The 20012-nt window shown below is 64.6% G+C and carries 16 protein-coding genes; 10 read left to right on the top strand and 6 right to left on the bottom strand.

Annotated elements, in window-relative coordinates:
- Window positions 1-13: 13 nt before the first annotated feature.
- Both NLM31_RS37310 and NLM31_RS37315 read right to left on the bottom strand, forming a co-directional pair.
- The gene (locus NLM31_RS37310) at window positions 14-808 is read right to left on the bottom strand and encodes an SDR family oxidoreductase (protein ID WP_254134147.1); all 795 of its coding nucleotides are present in this window, start codon (window positions 806-808) and stop codon (window positions 14-16) included.
- Between the two features lie 67 nt (window positions 809-875).
- Entirely contained in the window at window positions 876-1571 is a 696-nt protein-coding gene (locus NLM31_RS37315; RefSeq protein ID WP_254195478.1) for a hemolysin III family protein, read from the bottom strand.
- Between the two features lie 180 nt (window positions 1572-1751).
- On the opposite strand from NLM31_RS37315, the gene NLM31_RS37320 reads away from it, so the two are divergent.
- Both NLM31_RS37320 and NLM31_RS37325 read left to right on the top strand, forming a co-directional pair.
- A complete protein-coding gene (locus NLM31_RS37320; protein WP_254195479.1) occupies window positions 1752-3221 on the top strand; it encodes a YcjX family protein in 1470 nt (489 codons plus the stop codon).
- Window positions 3218-4246, top strand: a complete 1029-nt coding sequence (locus NLM31_RS37325) for a YcjF family protein (protein ID WP_254134150.1) — start codon at window positions 3218-3220, stop codon at window positions 4244-4246. Before NLM31_RS37320 ends, NLM31_RS37325 begins: the two co-directional genes overlap by 4 nt.
- A 200-nt stretch (window positions 4247-4446) precedes the next feature.
- Here NLM31_RS37325 and NLM31_RS37330 read toward each other — a convergent pair whose 3' ends face one another.
- Window positions 4447-5952, bottom strand: coding sequence for a glycosyltransferase family 39 protein (locus tag NLM31_RS37330; RefSeq protein ID WP_254196333.1), 1506 nt, complete (start codon window positions 5950-5952; stop codon window positions 4447-4449).
- Between the two features lie 425 nt (window positions 5953-6377).
- Here NLM31_RS37330 and NLM31_RS37335 point away from each other — a divergent pair, with 425 nt between their 5' ends.
- From NLM31_RS37335 to NLM31_RS37350, 4 genes are all read left to right on the top strand, one after another.
- Window positions 6378-8114 carry an adenylate/guanylate cyclase domain-containing protein gene (locus NLM31_RS37335; protein ID WP_254195480.1) on the top strand — a complete coding sequence of 579 codons (1737 nt, stop codon included), beginning with the start codon at window positions 6378-6380 and terminating at the stop codon, window positions 8112-8114.
- 136 nt (window positions 8115-8250) lie between these two features.
- Complete coding sequence (locus NLM31_RS37340) at window positions 8251-9450, top strand: molybdopterin-dependent oxidoreductase (protein ID WP_254195481.1); 1200 nt, start codon at window positions 8251-8253, stop codon at window positions 9448-9450.
- 11 nt (window positions 9451-9461) lie between these two features.
- Window positions 9462-9770 (top strand): cytochrome c, encoded by a 309-nt coding sequence (locus tag NLM31_RS37345; protein WP_254195482.1) that lies wholly within the window; start codon window positions 9462-9464, stop codon window positions 9768-9770.
- A gap of 208 nt (window positions 9771-9978) precedes the next feature.
- Window positions 9979-10179, top strand: coding sequence for a cold-shock protein (locus NLM31_RS37350; protein WP_008134691.1), 201 nt, complete (start codon window positions 9979-9981; stop codon window positions 10177-10179).
- 169 nt (window positions 10180-10348) lie between these two features.
- On the opposite strand, the gene NLM31_RS37355 is transcribed toward NLM31_RS37350, so the two are convergent.
- The gene (locus NLM31_RS37355) at window positions 10349-10810 is read right to left on the bottom strand and encodes an Lrp/AsnC ligand binding domain-containing protein (RefSeq protein WP_018643717.1); all 462 of its coding nucleotides are present in this window, start codon (window positions 10808-10810) and stop codon (window positions 10349-10351) included.
- 114 nt (window positions 10811-10924) lie between these two features.
- Here NLM31_RS37355 and putA point away from each other — a divergent pair, with 114 nt between their 5' ends.
- On the top strand, window positions 10925-13933 hold the full coding sequence (gene putA, locus NLM31_RS37360) for a bifunctional proline dehydrogenase/L-glutamate gamma-semialdehyde dehydrogenase PutA (RefSeq protein WP_254195483.1): 3009 nt from the start codon (window positions 10925-10927) through the stop codon (window positions 13931-13933).
- On the opposite strand, the gene NLM31_RS37365 is transcribed toward putA, so the two are convergent.
- Window positions 13930-15057, bottom strand: coding sequence for a major royal jelly family protein (locus NLM31_RS37365; protein ID WP_254195484.1), 1128 nt, complete (start codon window positions 15055-15057; stop codon window positions 13930-13932). The two genes, putA and NLM31_RS37365, sit on opposite strands and share 4 nt — an antisense overlap.
- Before the next feature lie 172 nt (window positions 15058-15229).
- Here NLM31_RS37365 and NLM31_RS37370 point away from each other — a divergent pair, with 172 nt between their 5' ends.
- Window positions 15230-15592: a helix-turn-helix domain-containing protein gene (locus tag NLM31_RS37370; RefSeq protein ID WP_254195485.1), complete on the top strand. Its 363-nt coding sequence runs from the start codon at window positions 15230-15232 to the stop codon at window positions 15590-15592.
- A gap of 36 nt (window positions 15593-15628) precedes the next feature.
- Here NLM31_RS37370 and NLM31_RS37375 read toward each other — a convergent pair whose 3' ends face one another.
- On the bottom strand, window positions 15629-17725 hold the full coding sequence (locus NLM31_RS37375) for a tetratricopeptide repeat protein (protein WP_254195486.1): 2097 nt from the start codon (window positions 17723-17725) through the stop codon (window positions 15629-15631).
- A gap of 223 nt (window positions 17726-17948) precedes the next feature.
- Between NLM31_RS37375 and NLM31_RS37380 the strand changes: the two genes are divergently transcribed.
- Window positions 17949-19154 carry a CaiB/BaiF CoA-transferase family protein gene (locus NLM31_RS37380; RefSeq protein WP_254134158.1) on the top strand — a complete coding sequence of 402 codons (1206 nt, stop codon included), beginning with the start codon at window positions 17949-17951 and terminating at the stop codon, window positions 19152-19154.
- Between the two features lie 201 nt (window positions 19155-19355).
- Window positions 19356-20003: a glutathione S-transferase family protein gene (locus tag NLM31_RS37385; protein WP_254134159.1), complete on the top strand. Its 648-nt coding sequence runs from the start codon at window positions 19356-19358 to the stop codon at window positions 20001-20003.
- The last annotated feature ends 9 nt before the right edge of the window (window positions 20004-20012 follow it).

Here is a 20012-nt window from a genome sequence, read left to right on the forward strand (position 1 = left end):
GCAGACCTGTCGGCTACTTCCCGAACTCTTCCCGCATCTTCGCCTGGATCTTGGCCATGCCGCCGATCCAGCGGTCGTAGTTCTCGGTCTTCTTGCGCATGTAGCCGAGCACCTGGGGGTGCGGCAGGATCAGGAAGGTCTCCTGATCGAGGCCGGCGAGCACGTCCTTGGCGACCTGCTCGGGCGTGAGGTCGCCGTCGCCGGATTGCGGGCCCTTCGGGATCGAGCGCAGCATGTTGGTGTCGACGCCCTGCGGGCAGAGGATCGAGACCTTGATATTGTGGGCCTTGTGCGAGATCGCGAGGTTTTCGGCAAAGCCGACCGCGGCGTGCTTCGTCGTGGAATAGGCCGGACTGCCGACCTGCGACAGCAGGCCCGCCGCCGAGATGGTGTTGAGGAAATAACCGCCACCGCGTGTCTTCATACGAGGAATGAGGTGCCGCGCCGCATAGACATGCGCCATGACGTGGATCGCCCAGGAGCGCTGCCAGGGCTCGTCGGAGGCGCCGCCGGCATTGACCGACATCGGATCGAAGCCGCCGCCGATGCCGGCATTGGAGCAGAACAGCGCGATCGGACCGAACTGCCGCTCGGTCTCCTCGATGACGTGAGAGATCTCCTTTTCCTGCGCGACGTCGCATTTGAAGGCTGCGCCATCGACCGTCGCGGCAACGGCACGCGCGTTGGCGGCATCCATATCCGCGACCACGACCTTGGCCGCGCCCGCCTTGTGAAAGGCCTCGCACAGCGCCTTGCCGATGCCGTTTGCGCCGCCCGTGACAACCACGACCTTGCCGGTCACCTGCATGCGACGTCTCCTCTTGTCTTGAACCGTTTCTTGCGCCGCGCCGCTTATGCCGCTTCGCGGAACTTGGCTAGCTCAACACGAGGTCGAGCACCGCGGTATAATGGCATGCCGCGCCGGCCAAGACAAAGCCGTGCCAGATCGCATTCTGGAAGCGCAGCCGCCGCCAGGCGTGGAAGATCACGCCGAGGCTGTAGAGAATACCACCCGCCAGCACGAAGCCCAGCGCCAGCGCGGGCAGCGCCTTGACGACGGGGCCATAGAGCATCACGCCGCTCCAGCCCATCGCAAGATAGATGCCGACGGCGACACGGTCGAACCGGCCGGGATAGCGAAGCTTCAGCACGATGCCGACGATTGCGACACACCAGACGCAGACCAGCAGCGCCAACGCGAACACGCTGTCCTTCACCTCCAGGATGAACGGCGTGTAGGTCGCGGCGATCAGGAGATAGATCGCGGAATGGTCGAACCGCCGCAGCAGCCATTTGACCGGCGAGACCGGCCAGAGGTTATAGCTCGCCGACAGCACCAGCATCGACAGCAGGCCGGCGACATAGATCGAGACCCCGACGATGTCGGTGGCATCGGCATAGACCGCCGCGAGCACGACGAGAACGGTCGCAGCGATAATGCCGGAGAGCACGCCGATGGCGTGGATGACACCGTCGGCGATCAGTTCGGCGCGGTCGTAGTGCCAGCCGACCACGTCGGCCGCGGCATGCACCGAATGGGAGGCGAGCTGTTTCAATCTGAAGACGGTCATGGCAATCCGCAAAGCAAATACAAGGCCACTGTTCTATGGGTCTTTCGGGACCGGCGCGTCGTTCAATCGGTTGATTTGCCGACAAAGGCGGTGGAAGTATGAAGCTTGATTTTCCTCACGCAATTGCCACTTTTGTGAACGGCATCACTGTTCCGCCCGCCCGAGATCAATCACGTTCATATGGCATTCAGTTTCCAGGATATGATCGAAGAAGCGCGCCTGTCGGCCCGCGCGCTGATCGACTATGGCGAGCACTTCTTCAACCCGACGGTACGGCTTGGCGTCACCGGCCTGTCGCGGGCCGGTAAGACCGTATTCATCACCGCGCTGATCCACGGGCTGACGCGCGGCGGCCGGTTTCCGGTGTTCGAAGCCTATGCCTCCGGCCGTATCGCGCGGGCGCATCTGGCACCGCAGCCGGACGACGCCGTGCCGCGCTTCTCCTATGAAAGTCATCTGCGCGCGCTGATCGAGGAGCGGCGCTGGCCGAACTCGACCGTCGACATCAGCGAGCTGCGTCTCGTCATCGACTATCAGCGCCCGAACGGCGCCGATCGCACATTGACGCTCGACATCGTCGACTATCCCGGCGAATGGCTGCTCGACCTGCCGCTGTTGCAGAAGAGCTTCGAGCAATGGTCGACGGAAAGCCTGGCGCTCTCGCGCGAAGCGCCGCGTGCACATCTTGCCGCGGACTGGCACGCCCATCTGGCAACGCTCAAGCCCGAAGCGCGCGAGGACGAGCAGGCCACGCTGACCGCCGCAAAGCTCTTCACTCAATATTTGCGCGCCTGCCGCGACGAGCGGTTTGCCATGAGCCTGTTGCCGCCCGGCCGCTTCCTGATGCCCGGCAGTCTCGCCGACACGCCCGCGCTGACTTTTGCGCCGCTCGACGTGCCCGTCGGTGGCCAGGCTCCGGAGGGATCGCTGTGGGCGATGATGGTGCGTCGCTACGAGGCCTACAAGGACGTCGTGGTGCGGCCGTTCTTCCGGGATCATTTTGCGCGGCTCGATCGCCAGATCGTGCTGGCCGACGCGCTGTCCGCATTCAACTCCGGACCCGAGGCGCTGCACGATCTCGAAGCGGCGCTTGCCGGCATTCTCGACTGCTTCAACATCGGCCGCAGCACGCTCCTCTCCAGCCTGTTCAGGCCGCGCATCGACCGCATCCTGTTCGCGGCGACGAAGGCAGATCATCTGCATCATTCCAGCCACGACCGGCTCGAGGCCGTGCTGCGCCGCGCGGTGACCCGGGCGCTCGCGCGTGCGGAAAATACCGGCGCGCAAATCGATGTGGTGGCGCTCGCCGCCGTCCGCGCCACCCGGGAAGCCCAGGTCACCCGTGGCCGCGACAAATTGCCCTCGATCCTGGGAACGCCGGCCGCAGGCGAAAGCGCCGGCGGTGAGTTCTTTGACGGCAATACGGAGGTCGCGACTTTTCCGGGCGACCTGCCGCTGGACCCCGAACCGCTCTTCAACGGCACCGATGCCTTCCGCGGATTGTCGACGCAAGCTGCCGAGACAAGCGATTTCCGCTTCCTGCGCTTCCGCCCGCCAAAGCTCGAACGCGAGGGAACGGACGAGCCCGCGCTGCCCCACATCCGCCTCGACCGTGCCTTGCAATTCCTGATCGGAGACAAGCTCGCATGAACGACCGATCCCAGCCGCGGCGGCCGGCGACGTTCCGGCTCGACGATCCCGGCGTCGTCGTGACCGAGGCCGACGAGACCAGCCGGCTCGGTCGCGCCACGATCCAGATCACGCCGGAGCCCGATCCGGCGACATTGCCGGTGCCGATCGAAACGGTGCGCACCGCACGGCGCGGCTTTCCCTGGGGCGCGCTGTTCTGGTCCGGCGTAGCCGGGTTGACGCTGCTCGGCACCGGGCTCGGCGTCGTGCGTTTGATCGAGGATCTGTTTGCGCGCAGCGAGAGCCTTGGCTTCGTCGGGCTTGCGTTCGCCTTCGTCACCACGCTTGCGCTCGCAGTGGTGATCGGGCGCGAGGCGTTTGGCCTCGCACGATTGGCCACGATCGAAAAACTGCACCGGCGTGCCGCCGAGGTGCTCGCCAGCGACGATCGCAAGGAGAGCCGCGCGATCGTGCAGGATCTGATCGCGATCGCGCATCAGAATCCACAGCTTGCGCGCGCCCGTGCCGCGCTCGAAAGCCATGCCGGCGAGATCATCGACGGCGCCGACATGATCCGGCTCGCCGAGCGCGAGTTGATGTCGCCGCTGGATGCGGAAGCACGGCGGCTGGTGTCGTCGGCGGCGCAGCGGGTATCGATCGTCACCGCCGTTTCGCCGCGCGCGCTGTTCGACGTGCTGTTCGTGTTCGTGGCTTCGCTGCGCCTGATCCGCCAGCTCGCCCGGCTCTATGGCGGCCGGCCCGGCACGCTCGGCATGATCCGCCTGCTCCGCCACGTCATCGCCCATCTCGCCATCACCGGCGGTCTCGCCGCGAGCGACAGCCTGGTGCAGCAGATGCTCGGGCACGGGATCGCGGCCAAGCTGTCGCAACGGCTCGGTGAAGGCATGCTCAACGGGCTCTTGACCGCGCGGCTCGGGCTGGCCGCGATCGACGTCACGCGACCGCTGCCGTTCGCAGCCCTGCCGCCGCCGAAGCTGTCGGATCTCGCGACGGATCTGCTGCGGAAAAAAGAGGACGAGGAGTAGTGCTCTTCCTTACCCTTCCCTGGAGGGGGAGGGTCGGCTCGCAGCGCGTCAGCGATGCGAGACGGGGTGGGGTGACGGTCTCTCCACCTCGAACACTGCCCGTGTGGAGAGATCACCCCACCCCGCTCGCGCTACGCGCGATCGACCCACGAGCGAGCTACGCTCGTCTCGGACCCCTCCAGGGGAGGGTAAGAACCGCGCTAGGCGTGCGCACGCTTCTCGAACTCCCCCGCCAGCACGCGCCACTGGAACAGCGGCGAGTCCTTTGGCGGAGAGAGCTCCGGGGTCCATCCGGTGAGCTTGTCGATCGTGTAGGTATCGATCAGGACACCGCGCCAGCGGCGCTCGACCTGCCCCAATGGCGTGTGCGTCGCGGGGATCTGCTCCCAGAGCGGCGAATGATCGTCGGGCTGGCGACCGACATAGATCCCCGCCTGCCCCTTGATCCGGTCCATGCCGGGATCACGAAAATCCTGGAAGCGGCCGCGCTCGTTGATTTCGACCACGGGCACGCGGCCGCGGAACAGCCAGCGCATCATGGCGTAGGTGCGGTAATCCGTGGTCGCGATCCAGGTCGCGCCGGTCTCATCCAGTGCGGCCTGTGCGCGCGCAACGACCTGCTCGTAGCCGGCCTCGGCGCCGACCGGATCCATCTTGCCGAGCAAATTCCAGGGCGCCGCGACGTAATAGAGGAACACGATCACGACGAAGACGATCCCCGACACCAGCGCCGTCTTCATCCAGAAGATGCTCGACCGGATCAACCGCGCCGAACAGCCGTCTTTCGGCATCATCGCGAGGTTCACCGCGGCGGCGGCGAAGCCGACCGGCCACATGAACATCGGCCAGGTGTCGCCAACCCTGAACGTCAGTGACTTGAAGAAGAAATAGGCGAACGGCACCAGCACCGCGGTCGACAGCAGGATCGCAACCGGCTCGCGCCTGCGATAGCCGCGCCACGCCGTCATCACGAGGCCCAACAGCACCACAGGCAGCAGGACGAAACCGACGAGGCCGAATTGCAGGCCGATAAAATCGCCGACGGTGCGCAGCGAGATGCCGTAATTGGCGGTGGCGCGCACGCCCTGGAAACGGAACGAGGCCCAGTCGTGCTGCGCGTTCCAGATCAGCACCGGGGAGAACACGGCGATCGCGATCAGCACCGCAAGATAAGGATAGGGGCTGCGCAGCCAGCGCCAGCGCCAATCCGGCACCAGCAGAAAGGCGACGACCGCAGGCGCGAACATGATGGCGGTGAATTTCGACAGCAGCGACAGGCCGGCGAACAGGCCGGCCGCGAGCCACCAGCGTCCATCCCCGCTTTGCGCGAGCCGCACCAACGACCACATCATCGCCACCGCAAACGGGACCAAGGCGACGTCCGGGGCGACCTTGGCCATCAGCAGGCCGTAATAGAGCGCGGCCTCGGGCATCAGCACCGCCGCCACGACCGCACGCACATCATGGGTGAGGCGGCGCACGATGTCGGCGAGCAGAAGCTGCGTCACCAGCATCGCGACGATGCCGCCGAAGCGGACCCCGAGCGCGGTGTCGCCGAAGATCGCGGTGCCGAACCTGATGAGCCAGGCAATGCCGGGCGGATGATCGAGGAAGCTCAGCGCCGCCTCCTTCGACCAGGTCCAGTAATAGGCCTCGTCGGTGCGCAGCTCGATCGCGGAAGCATAGACGATGCGCAGCACCGTCATCGCGGCGATCACCAGCGCGGCCACGACAAGCGGCCGGCGCGACGCGCCGTCGGGCTTCACGGTAATGTCGGGAGCGATCGTCACGGCCGCGCTTTTCCCCGACTTGGGAGGGGGAGTCAATGTGGCCGGTGTTGCGGCGCGTTTCCGCGTCGTCCCGGGGCGCGACGTAGTCGCGAGCCCGGGACCCATAACCCCAGGGAGGTGTGTGGCACGAGCTGATCACCACGTGTCTTCGTCGAACTTCTCCCTTTGGTTATGGGTCCCGGATCGGCGCGCGCTGAGGCGCGCTTGTCCGGGACGACAGCGGAGGCCCGCGAGACTTACCGTTAGGTAACCTTGCCGCGCATGTGATCGGAGGGGCCATTCACCCGCGGAATTTAACTCTCTACTGGCTGTTCTCATCAGTGAACTGGTACAAGCGAATCATGGCCGCCACCGCCCTTTCACGATTGCCCGAACTCGTCCGCTCGACCAGCGCGCGGCAGGTGCGGCTGGTGTGCGGCGTCATCCTGTTCGCTTACGTGGTCAGCCATTTCCTGAATCATGCGCTCGGCAACATCTCCGTCGAGGCCATGCAGATCGGGGTCGCCTACCACATGGCGTTCTGGCAGTTCCTGCCGGTCGCGATCGTGTTCTATGGCGCGGCCCTGACCCATATGGGGCTCGGTGTCTACGCGCTGTACCAACGCCGCCAGTTCCGCTGGCGGACGATCGAGCCGCTGCAGCTCGTGCTCGGTTTGAGCATCCCGGCGCTGGTGATGGCGCATGTGATCGGCGTGCGACTGGGCCAGACGCTGTACGGTCACGAGAAGCTCTATCCGCAGGAGCTGTATCTGTTCTTCGTCGTGGCGCCGGCCCGGCTCTGGACGATGACGCTCCTGCTGATCGTCGCCTGGGTGCACGGCTGCATCGGCATCTTCTTCTGGCTCCGGCTCAAGCCCTTCTTCATCCGCGCGGCGCCGTATCTGTTGGCGGCCGCCGTGCTGATCCCGACGCTGGCGCTGCTCGGCATCTACCAGGGTGGCCGGAGTGTCGCCGCCGACAGCGAGGATGCCGACTGGCGCAAACAGAATTACACCCAGCGCGAGGTCGGCACGTTCGCGCAGGCCGCTACGCTCGACCGCATCACCGGCGGACTGACGATGGGTTATTTCGGCCTGCTCGGGCTGGTGCTGCTCGGGCGTGGCGTGCGCGGCTGGCGCGAGCGGCGCGGCGGCATGATCGCGCTGTCCTACGGCAACGGCAAGACGGTGCGGGTCCCCAAGGGCCTCTCCGTGCTGGAAGCGAGCCTGCGCCACAACGTGCCGCATGCCAGCGTCTGCGGCGGCCGTGCGCGCTGCTCGACCTGCCGCATCCGCATCATCGGCGACCATGGCGCCCTGCCCGAGCCGTCGCAGCGCGAGGCCTTCGTGCTGGCGCGCGTCGGCACCGCCGATCCCTCGATCCGGCTTGCCTGCCAGCTGCGGCCTGACACCGATCTCTCCTTCTTCCAGCTGTTCATGCCGCACACGCTGTCGGCCAACGCGCATGCATCCGCGCCCGCCAGAATCGGCCAGGAGCGCTATCTCGTCAGCCTGTTCGTGGACATGCGCGGCTCGACACAGCTCGCCGAGAAGCGGCTGCCGTTCGACACCGTCTTTATCGTCAACCGCTTCCTCGGCGCGGTGTCGCAGGCCGTGATCGAGAATGGCGGCCAGCCGAACCAGTTCGTCGGCGACGGCATGCTGGCGCTGTTCGGCCTCACCACCGATCCGCACACCGCCTGCCGGCAAGCATTGAAGGCGGTGGCCGGCATCGCGACCCATGTCGACGAGCTCAACGAGCTCTTGAGCCACGATCTGCGCCAGCCGATCCGCTTCGGCATTGGCGTGCACGGCGGCGAGGTCATCATCGGCGACATCGGCTATCGCGACCACATCGTCTTCACCGCACTCGGCGACGCCGTCAACGTCGCGGCCCGGCTTCAGGACATGACCAAGACGCTCGCCTGCGAGGCGATCGTCTCCGAAGAGGTCCGCCGCACCGCCGGCCTGCACGAGGATGCGCTGCCGCAGCAGGAGGTCGCGATCCGCGGCCGCGACGAACCGATGCTGGTCCGCGTCGTCACCGACACCAGGACATTGTCCGCCCTCATCGCCGGCGGCGAACGCGTCGCGGCGTAACACCGCGTTGCTGCAGCGCAACGGCATGGGCTTGCTGCGAAAGCACGAATTGACTTCGCATGAGTCGTTGCGACAGATGGGCGCGGGATCGCGGTGATGACCGCGAGCCAACGAAAAGCTCCGGGAGGAGACCTGAATGTTCGATCGACGCGACCTGCTCAAAGGAGCGGGCCTTGCCGCCATGGCGGCCACACTGAATTCCACCAGAGCGCTGGCACTCGACACCGTGACGCTCCCGTTCGCCAATGGTGAGCGGCCGCTGGTGAAATATCCGCAGAAGCGGCCGATGATCGGGCTCACCAGCCGGCCGCCGCAGCTCGAGACGCCGTTCGCGGTGTTCAATGACGGCCCGATCACGCCGAACAACGCGTTCTTCGTGCGCTATCACCTCGCCGGCCTCCCCTACGATCTCGATCCCGACACGTTCACGCTCGAGGTCAAGGGCAAGGTCGACAAGCCGCTGAAGCTGTCGCTGAAGGACATCCGCAAGATGAAGGCGACCGAGATCGTCGCCGTCAACCAGTGCTCCGGCAACAGCCGCGGCCTCGTCGAGCCGCGCGTCGCCGGCGGCCAGCTCGGCAATGGCGCGATGGGCAATGCGCGCTGGCGCGGCGTGCCGCTGAAGGCGGTGCTGGAGATGGCGGGCGTGCAGGCGGGTGCGAAGCAGGTCGTATTCGCAGGCATGGACGGCCCGGTGAGCGACAAGACGCCCGACTTCGCCAAAGCGCTCGACCTCGCGCACGCCACCGACGGCGAGGTGATGCTGGCCTACGGCATGAACGGCGACGAGCTGCCGTTCCTCAACGGCTTCCCGCTGCGCCTGGTCGTACCCGGCTATTACGGCACATACTGGGTCAAGCACCTCAACGAGATCACCGTCGTCGACACGATCTATGACGGCTTCTGGATGAAGTCGGCCTATCGCATCCCGGACACGCCGAACAATTCGATCGAGCCCGGCACCGCGCCGAAGGCGACGATCCCGATCAACCGCTTCACCATCCGCTCCTTCATCACCAGCGTGACCGATGGCGCCAAGCTGAAGGCGGGGCGCACGACGCTGCGCGGCATCGCCTTCGACGGCGGCAAGGGCATCAAGGACGTCTCGGTCTCCACCGATGGCGGCAAGACCTGGGCCTCCGCCAAGCTCGGCAAGGATCTCGGCAACTACTCATTCCGCGAATGGAAACTGCCGGTGAAGCTTGCCGCGGGCCAGGTCGAGCTCAGGGTGCGCGCCACCAGCAATGCCGGCGAGACGCAGCCGGAGACGCCGCGCTGGAACCCGGCGGGTTATTTGCGCAACGTCGTCGAAACCGTCCGCGTCAGCGTGGCCTGAGGAGAATGATCATGCAGCGCACCGTTCTCCTCACCATCACGCTTGCCGTCACGGCCGCGGCGGGTTCGGCGCTGGCAGCGCCGGTCAATTACAAGACGCCGGATGAGGTCGCAGCCTTCAAGCCGGGCCCCAATCTCGAGGTCGTGCAGGGCAATTGCGCCGCCTGCCACTCGTCCGACTACATCGCCACGCAGCCGCCGATGAAGGACAAGAAAGCGTTCTGGCAGGCCGAGGTGACCAAGATGATCAAGGTCTATGGCGCACCGATCGACGATGCCGACGTCGGCAAGATCGTGGACTATCTGGCCGCGACTTATTGACGGAGGGTGTACCGCGTCCGCGAGAATTGACCGCGAAACGGGCAAAACCGGCAAAAACGCCGCGAAGTTGAGCGAATTTCCGCGAAATGTCGATATGGTTTGATCTACCAAGCCCGCCACATTCCGCGTATCCTGTTAGGACCGAACCGGCCGGTTGGCGGGGACTGGCGGTTCGTGATCTCGGAGGAAGACCCGCGGAGAAGTCGTGATGGCTAAAGGTACGGTCAAGTGGTTCAACCCGACCAAGGGTTATGGATTTATCCAGCCTGCGTCGGGCGGCAAGGATGTGTTCGTGCATATCTCGGCAGTGCAGAAAGCCGGTCTGTCCTCCCTCAACGAGGGCCAGACGGTTGAGTATGAAGAGATCGCAAACCGGGGCAAGACATCCGCAGAGAACCTCAAAGTATAAGCCCGCCAGCCTTCGCTGCCTCCCGGATCTGTCCGGGAGTTGGGCCAAAAAAATTTTAGAAGACGATCAGTGCATTCGACGACAGGCGTTGCGACTGCGCGCGGAAACTATTTGCCCGTAGAGATCGCCATTTCAACGCTGCAGCAGTGACAATCGCGACCGCATTTCGTCAGCCAACCGGCAACGGTGCGTCGCGCTTGATCTCTTCCATCACCGCATAGGTGCGCGTCTCGCGCACACCCGGCATCGACAGCAGGGTCTCGCCGAGGAAGCGCCGGTACGCGGTCATGTCGGCCAGCCGCGCCTTCACTAGATAGTCGAAGCCTCCGGCAACCATGTGACACTCGAGCACTTCGGGCGCGAGTTTCACCGCGCGTGCAAAGCGCTCGAAATTGTCCGGCGTGGTCTTGTCGAGCAACACCTCGACGAACACCAGCAGGCCGAGCCCAAGCCGGTGCGGATTGAGCCGCGCCCCATAGCCCTCGACGAAGCCCTCGCGCTGCAGGCGCTTCAGCCGCTCGCCGATCGAGGTCGGCGACAGCCCGATGCGCTCGGCCAGCTCGACATTGGCGATTCGCCCATCCTCCTGCAAAATCGAGAGGATTTTCCGGTCGATTCGATCGAGTTCCATATTTTATACGGTTGATATCCAAGTGATCTTAATTTTCTAAGGCAAATCGGCTAATTTGTCTATCGAACTACGGTTATGCGGGCTTTATCCTGAACTTCAGACACAGGACACGCCATGCCGAACATTCCGCCGCCCTTCACCGCCCCCTACGCGCCCGACGATGCCGACATCGCTGCGCGCCTCTTTCCGTCTGCACATCTGAGCTCGCCGCAGGAGGCGCGGATCGACCGCACCGCCACCCGGCTGATCGAGGCGATCCGCAAGCGTGACGACCGGCTCGGCGGCGTCGAGGACATGCTGCGGGAGTTCGCGCTCTCGACCAAGGAAGGGCTGGCGCTGATGGTGCTGGCGGAAGCGCTGCTGCGCGTGCCGGACGCGCGCACCGCCGACCAGTTCATCGAGGACAAGCTCGGCGAAGGCGACTTCATCCATCACGAGACCAAGTCCACGGCGTTCCTGGTCAACGCCTCGGCCTGGGCGCTCGGATTGTCGGCGCGCGTGATCCAGCCCGGCGAGACGCCCGACGGGACCATCGGCCGCCTGGTGAAGCGGCTGGGCGCGCCGGCCGTGCGCACCGCCACGCGCCAGGCGATGCGGCTGATGGGCAATCATTTCGTGCTCGGCGAGACCATCGAGCAGGCGCTGGAGCGGGGTAAGCCGCGCTCGGGAGAGAGGCCACGCTACTCCTTCGATATGCTCGGCGAAGGCGCGCGAACCGCAGCGGACGCGAAGCGCTATTTTGACGCCTATGCCAGCGCGATCGAAACCATCGGCAAGGCGGCTGGCAACCATCCCCTGCCCGACCGGCCCGGCATCTCCGTGAAGCTCTCGGCGCTGCATCCGCGCTTCGAGGCGATCAGCCGCGCGCGCGTGATGGCCGAGTTGGTGCCGCAATTGCTGGATCTGGCCCGGCGGGCCAGGGCGTATGACCTCAACTTCACCGTCGATGCCGAGGAAGCCGACCGGCTTGAGCTGTCGCTCGACGTCATCGCGGCAACGCTCGCCGATCCCTCGCTGGCCGGTTGGGATGGCTTTGGGCTCGCAATCCAGGCCTATCAGAAGCGCGCGAGCGCGGTGATCGACTACGTCCACGAGCTTGCACGTGCGCACGACCGCAAGCTGATGGTGCGGCTGGTCAAGGGCGCCTATTGGGACACCGAGATCAAGCGCGCGCAGGAGCGCGGGCTCGACGGCTACCCCGTGTTTACGCGCAAGGCGATGACGGATCTGAATTATGTTGCCTGCGCGGCGAAGCTGCTCGCATTGCGGTCGCGCATCTTCCCGCAGTTCGCGACCCACAACGCGCTCACCGTCGCAACCGTGCTGGAGCTCGCCGGCGACGCCGGCAGCTTCGAATTCCAGCGCCTGCACGGCATGGGCGAAGCACTCTACGAGCAGCTCGCCAAGGATCACCCCGAGATCTCCTACCGCACCTATGCACCGGTCGGCAGCCATCGCGATCTGCTCGCTTATCTGGTGCGCCGGCTGCTCGAGAACGGCGCGAACTCATCCTTCGTGGCGCAGGCGGCCGACTACCGCGTCCCCGTCCCGGCGCTGCTGAAGCGTCCGGTCGATCTCATCGTTCGCCCCGATCACGCCCATCACGCCAAAATTCCGCTGCCGGGCGATCTCTTTGCGCCGGAGCGGCATAATTCAGCCGGGATCGAGTTCGGCGAGCGCGCGGCGCTCGACCGGATGCTCGCCGATGTCAAAGCCGGGACGACCGATCTCAAGCCGGTCGCCGACGCAACGCCCGAGCAGGCAGGCGCCGCGATCGCCCCAGCCCGCGCGGGCTTTGCGGCCTGGAGCCGGACGCCAGCGGCGACACGCGCGGCGGCGCTGGAGCAGGCCGCGCATCTGTTGGAGAGCCGCGGCACGTATTTCATCGGGCTGCTTCAGCGCGAAGGCGGCAAGACGCTCGACGACGCGCTGTCCGAGCTGCGCGAAGCCGCCGATTTCTGTCGCTACTACGCGGCACAGGGCCGAAAACTGTTCGGCGGCGAGGTCGCGATGCCGGGCCCGACCGGCGAGAGCAATGCGCTTACCATGCGCGGCCGCGGCGTCTTCGTGGCGATCTCGCCATGGAATTTTCCGCTGGCGATCTTCCTGGGCCAGGTCACGGCCGCACTGATGGCCGGCAACAGCGTCGTCGCAAAGCCCGCGGAGCAAACGCCGCGTATCGCGCGCGAGGCTATCGCCCTTCTGCATGAGGCTGGTATCCCCGCAAGCGCGCTGCATCTCGTCACCGGCGACGGCCGCATCGGCGCCGCGCTGACCGCGCATCCGGATATTGCCGGCGTCGTTTTCACCGGCTCGACCGAGGTTGCGCGCCACATCAACCGGACGCTCGCGGCCAAGGATGGGCCGATCGTGCCGCTGATCGCAGAGACCGGCGGCATCAACGCCATGATCGCGGATGCCACCGCGCTGCCCGAACAGGTCGCCGACGACGTCGTCACCTCCGCGTTCCGTTCCGCAGGCCAGCGCTGCTCGGCGTTGCGGCTGCTGTTCGTGCAGGAGGACGTCGCCGATCGCATCATCGAGATGATCGCGGGCGCGGCGCGCGAGTTGAAGATCGGCGACCCCGCTGACGTCGCGACCCATGTCGGCCCCGTCATCGACGCCGAGGCCAAGCAGCGGCTCGACGCGCACATCGCCCGGATGAAGAAAGAGGCGCGGCTGCATTTTGCGGGTCACGCGCCCGAGGGCTGCTTCGTAGCGCCGCATATCTTCGAACTCAAGAACGCCAGCCAGCTCACCGAAGAGGTGTTCGGCCCGATCCTGCATGTGGTGCGCTACCGCGCCGAGACCCTCGAACGCGTGCTGCAAGCGATCGAGCGCACCGGCTACGGGCTGACGCTCGGCGTGCATTCCCGCATCGACGACACGGTCGAGGCCATCATCGACCGTGTCCAGGTCGGCAACATCTACGTCAACCGCAACATGATCGGCGCCGTTGTCGGCGTGCAGCCGTTCGGCGGCAACGGCCTGTCCGGCACCGGCCCGAAGGCCGGCGGCCCGCATTATCTCGCGCGCTTTGCCACCGAGCAGACCGTGACCATCAACACCGCGGCAGCCGGCGGCAATGCCGCCCTGCTGGCCGGCGACCCGCCCGCACCCTAACGGGAGATGTAGCCTGCGGCCTCCGGCTTGAACCGATAGATCAGATAGGGCGTCTTGTTCTCTGCCTTGCCGTTGTGAAACATCGCGGCTGCAGAGACCTGGGACGCGGAGACATACATGTATCCGTCGGGAGACGCCGTAATGCCGTCCGGCCACACCATGTCGGGATCATTGAGATAGGTTCGATATTTCCGGTCCGCCCCGATGATGCCGATCGACCTGGTTTCAACGGCGGTCAGGTAGATATTTCCCGCGTAGTCGATCGATAGCCCGCCATTATTCGGCTTGTCGGAATAGCGTTCGACCCGCTTGCTCAATTCTTCGGAGCCGAGCTTCTCGTTGCCGAGATCGGCGGCCGTGATCCGATAAAGCGACCGGCCGCTCAGCGGAGCGAAGTAGACCCACTCCGAATTGACGTCCATCGTGATACCGTCGCAGCCGACCTTGATGATGGATTGCTTGCCGTCCTTGCCCGGCACGGTCAGCTCGTTGCCGTCCACCGTGATCGGGATATTTTCGGGAACGGTCGATCGATCGCCATCCAGCACGCGCCGCGCGGCACCGGTGTCCATGTCGATCACGATGATCGCCGCATGAGAGCCGTCGCCTCCCGGCCCGATGTTTTCATCGGCGATATAGAATTTGCGATGTTTCTGATCGATCACGATGTCTTGCGGTTGAGATCCTGTCACCGTGACCGGCTCCGGCATGTAGTAAATTCGCTCGAGCTTGTTCGCTCGCGTATTCCAGCCGACGAGCTTTGGCGTAATCCGGGTTCGAAACCCCATATCGATGATCCATACGATTCCGCTTTCGTCGGATCGCAAGCCGAGCACGTTGTCGAGGTATTGATCGGTTCCCTTCCTTGGCGCGTTCCACTCGGCATTCGGAAAGGGCTCGAAAGTCGTCGGCGATGTAAGCCGGGCCACTCTCAGATCGGGCTCATAGAACGGATGGTGACTGAAGATCAGCTGATTGTCCGGCGTGAACGCAATGTTGCCGACGGATTGAGGCAGCCTGGCGAAGATCTCCGCCTTGCCGCCCTGCTCCTGGGCCTGCGCCGCTCCACCGAGACACACAACGGCTATCGATGCACAGATCAGATCTCGCCTCACACGTCTCATGCGTTTCTCTCCCTTGGGCATCTTTGTTGTTGATGAAGGCTTGGATATTTCGAGGACTGCGGCTTCCGCTCGCATGCGGCAGTCGCCGACTTGTCCGGACCAGAGTTAGCCGGTAGCCTCAGAACTTGCGATACGCACAAGAATTGCCACTAGTATCGAAAGGGATACCGTCATGGCCAAACCTCGGCACTCGCGCTTCGATTGCGCCCCGGGCTGCACGGTCGAAGCCGCCATCAGCCTCATCGATGGAAAATGGAAATGCGTCATCCTCTTCCACCTTCTGGAAGGGACGGTTCGCTTCAACGAAATCAAGCGGCGAATTCCTGCCGTCACGCACAGGACTCTTACAAATCAACTCCGCGAACTCGAAATGGACGGATTGATTGTACGAACGGTCTATCCGCAGGTGCCGCCGAAGGTGGAATACAGTCTTTCGGAATTGGGAAGAAGCATGACGCCTGTGCTGACGGCGTTGAAAGCCTGGGGCGACTCCAACATCGGCTTGTTCACCAACCGCGTGTCCGTCGCGGCCTGACGAAGCCATACCATCTCGCTCCGTCGCGTTTGCCGGCTAGAGGCAGGTATCGTCCTTGCTGCCGCGCCCGGAACTGCCGCAGGGGGTACGCTTCGAGAGTTGCTGGATCTTCTGCCTGGACTGGGCCTGCGCCGCGATATCGAACACGTTGGCCGGATTCATCTGGGTGGCGCTGCGATAATCACCGGTGGCCTTGTCCACATCGCCCTTGGCCTCGTAGACGCCCGCGCGCGCGAAATAGCGCTCGATCGTCGGCTTCTGCGCAATCGCCTTGCCGAGATCGTCTAAAGCCTTGTCGTATTGCTTCATCGACGTGAAGGCGATGCCGCGCAGGCTGAGCGCGTCCGCATCGTCGGGGCGCGTCCCCAGCACCAGATTGAGGTCGGTCATGGCACCGGCGGCATCCTTCTTGCCGAGATAGGCGCGCGCACGCAGCGTCCGCACGAATGCATCGAGCGCCGGCTGCTTGCCGACAATCTGGTCGAGCGCCACGATTGCACGGTCGAATTGCCCGGAGAGCAGCATCGCCAAGCCCTGACCGAGTTCCGCAACCTGGTTGTTGGGATTGCGGTCGAGCGCGTTCTTGACGTCGACCAGGCCCTCCGCGCTATTCCCCTTCAGCAGCAGTACGAGGCCTCGCGCGGCCCGCGCGGTGTCGTTGACGGGGTTGAGGACCAGCGAATGGTCGAAATCGACGACCGCCTTGTCCATCTGGTTGAGGCCCATATAGGCCTGACCGCGCTCGGCGTAGGCCATGTAGTCCTTGTCGTTGAGCGAGATCGAGCGGTCGAAATCGGCAAGAGCGTCCTGAAACTTTCCGGTCAGGCGGTATGCCATGCCGCGGCAGATATAGGCAGCCGCATCGTTCGGATTGACGCTGAGCGCCTGATTGGCGTCGGCTGTCGCCTGGTCCAACTGCTTCATTCCGATCGAAGCGACAGCATGGGACACCAGCAACGGTCCATCGTTCGGCTTCATCCTGAGCAGCGCATCGATGTCGGTCCGCGCCTCCGCGAAATGAGAGAGCGACAGGTTCGCAGCGACCCGGAACTTGAGCGCGGCCTGGTTGTTCGGATCGGCCGCGAGCACCGTGTTGAGACGCGGCAGGGCCTCGGCATATTTTTTCTGAGTGATCAATTGCGCCGCCTCGGTCAAAGACGGCGGCAGCGCCGGGAAGGTTCCCTTCGGGATGATCGCCATGGGAGCGGTCGGTTGCGGCGCGACGGGCGGCGGGGCGGCAGCGGCCTCCTTGGGCGCTACGACAGCGGGCTGCCCGCCATGCACCTTCGCAAGCTCGGCCTGCATGGCGATTGCAGACTGCTTCTGCTGAAGCGCCGCAGGATCGTTCGGGGCCACCGACAGCACCTTGTCGAAGTCTGCGATCGCACGCGCGTAATCGCCCTTGGAGCTGAACAGCTGTCCCCGCGCGAAATAGGAGCCCCGATCGGGCTGCGGCGTCTGCGCGATCGCGCGTGAAAAATCCTCGATGGCGTGGTCGATGTCACCCTTGCGGCGATAGACCTGGCCGCGCCAGAAGAAGGCGCTGGGCAGGCTCGCATTCATCGAGATCGCGGTGTTGAGATCGCTCATGGCCTGGTCAAGTTGCGACGTCTCGATAGAGGCCCGCGCGCGCCCGACATAGGCTGGCGCGTAGTCTTGCCGCAGAGTGATGGCCTGGCTGAAATCCGCAGCCGCGTCGGTCCACTGCTTCTGGTCGATTTTCAATCCTCCCCGCAATGCAAACGCATTCGGGTTCTTGGGGTCGAGCTCGATGGCCTGGTTGGCATCGGCCAGCGCACCGTCGGCATTGCCTTTCCGCTGCCGGGCATAGCCGCGCGACAGCAGGGCGGGCACCGATTTCGGGTTGAGCTGGACCGCAGCATCCGCGTCGGCCAGCGCCGCATCGAGGTTCGAGCGTCCCATGAACAGGCGCGATCTGTTCACATAGGCGCGCAACCGATCATCCGCGGCGCGCGATTGATCGCCAATGATGGCGGAGCACGCCGGCTCGACCTTCTCGGACGGCGGGCCGCCACAATCTTCGAGATCGCCCGCCCAGACCGAACCGTCCCCGCAGAACCAGCCGATAAACACGACCGGCGCCGCCAGACGGACGAAAGAAATCGACATCATCGGATCACCCAAGCCTGGCGAGTTGCCCGAGACGCTCGCGCAATGAAGGAATCTGTACAACCGGAGCGAGCGGATTGCCATAACCGTCTGGCATGACGCCCCCGAGAAAGCGGTGGCCGGACGGCGTTGCATCCGGCCAGAACATCGGTCAAATGACTGTGCTGACGGGGATTAAAGAATTCCAGCCAGCGGGAAACAACAAGAGCGAGGGAGCAACGCCGCGATGGAAAAGGGCATTTTTGCAGGTCTCAAGGTTCTGGACTGCGCGAGCTTCATCGCGGCGCCCGCGGCTGCGACCGTGCTGTCCGATTTCGGCGCCGACGTCATCAAGATCGAGCCGCCCGGTGCCGGCGACCCCTACCGCAATCTGCCCAACATTCCCGGCTATCCGAGCAGTGAGCACAATTACGCCTGGCTTCTGGAGGCCCGCAACAAGAAGAGCATCGCGCTCGACCTTTCCAAGCCCGAGGCGCAGGCCGTGCTCTACAGACTGGTCGAGGAGGCCGACGTCTTCATCACCAACATGCCGCCGCCGGTGCGGACCAAGCTCGGCATCACCTATGACCACCTCGCCCATCTGAACGACCGGCTGATCTACGCCTCCTTCACCGGCTATGGCGAGAAGGGCGAGGAAGCCAACAAGCCCGGCTTCGACAGCAACGCCTATTGGGCGCGCTCCGGCCTGATGGACCTCGTCCGCGCCGACATCGACACGACACCGGCCCGTTCGGTCGCCGGCATGGGCGACCATCCCTGCGCGATGGCGCTGTACAGCGCCATCGTCACCGCACTTTATCAACGCGAGAAGACCGGCAAGGGTTCGCATGTCGCCTCCAATCTGATGGCGAACGGCATCTGGGCGGCGAGCGTGCTGGCACAGGCAAAGCTGAGCGGCGCCAAATTCGCCGAGCGACGGCCGCGCGAGCGCGCGCTGAACGCGGTCGCCAACCACTATCAGTGCAAGGACGGCCGCTGGCTGATCTTGTCGCTGCTCAGCGAGGAGAAGCAGTTTCCGACACTGGCCAAGTGCCTCGGCCGCGAGGACCTGATCACCGATCCGCGCTTCGCTACCAAGCCCGACCGCCACGCCCGCTCGGTCGAGCTGATCAAGATTTTTGACGAGACCTTTGCCACCAGGGATCTCGCCGAATGGCGAAAAATCCTCGACGGCAACGGGTTGGTGTTCGGCATCGTCGGCATTCTCGACGACATCCCGAACGACAAGCAGATGCTCGACAATGAGGTGCTGGTGCCGTTCGAGAACGACACCATGCTCACCATCAGTAGCCCGATCTGGATCGACGGCACCAAGAAGGTGCAACCGCGCAAGCCGCCCGGCGTCGGCGAGCACAGTGACGAAATTTTGCGTCATGCGGGATACGACGAGGCCGCGATCAAGCAGCTGCGGTCGAAGGGGGCTGTGGGGTAAGGGGCGAAGCGCGCCACATACTCCGCTGTCGTCCCGGCGCAGGCCGGGACCCATAACCCCAGGGAGCAGTTTGGCGAACACTAGTCGTTCGGTACTCCCACTGACCACGATCGATAGATCACGCGGTATGGGTCCCGGCCTTCGCCGGGACGACGCTGAGGTGATAACTTGTCTCTACAACTAGCCGTCCCGTGAGGTCCCATGCCCAGCTACCGCCTGCACTACTTCCCGGAATCCGGCAACAGCTACAAGCTGGCGCTGATGCTGACGCTTTGCGGCGAAAACTTCGAGCCGGTCTGGACTGATTTCGGCGGCGGCGTCACGCGCACGGCGGAGTGGCGCAAGGCCGTCAACGAGATGGGCGAGATTCCCGTGCTTGAGGTCGACGGCGTGAAGATGACGCAGACCGCGCCTCTCCTGCTCAAGCTTGCGGAACAATACGGCCGCTTCGGCGCCGAGACGGAAGCGGAAAAGTTCGAGTTGCTGCGCTGGCTGTTCTGGGACAACCACAAGCTCACCGGCTACATGGCGACCTACCGCTTCATGCGGGCCTTCACCGAGAAGAACGATCCGCAGGTGCTGAAGCACTTCCGCCGGCGGCTCGACGACTTCCTCGGCATTCTGGACGGACATCTCCAGCACAATGCCTTCGCGATCGGCAGCAGGCCGACCGTTGCCGATATCTCGATGATGGCCTATCTGCACTATCCGAGCGACGAGCACGGTTTCGATTTCGCGACGAGCCATCCCGCCATCTATGCCTGGCTCGGCCGCATGGCTGCGCTGCCGGGCTGGAAACCGGCGTATGAGCTGCTTCCGGGCAAGCGGATGACGAACTACGCGAAGTGAGGGCTGGAG

The organism is Bradyrhizobium sp. CCGUVB4N (assembly GCF_024199945.1).
In the GTDB taxonomy this organism is placed as follows: Bacteria; Pseudomonadota; Alphaproteobacteria; order Rhizobiales; family Xanthobacteraceae; genus Bradyrhizobium.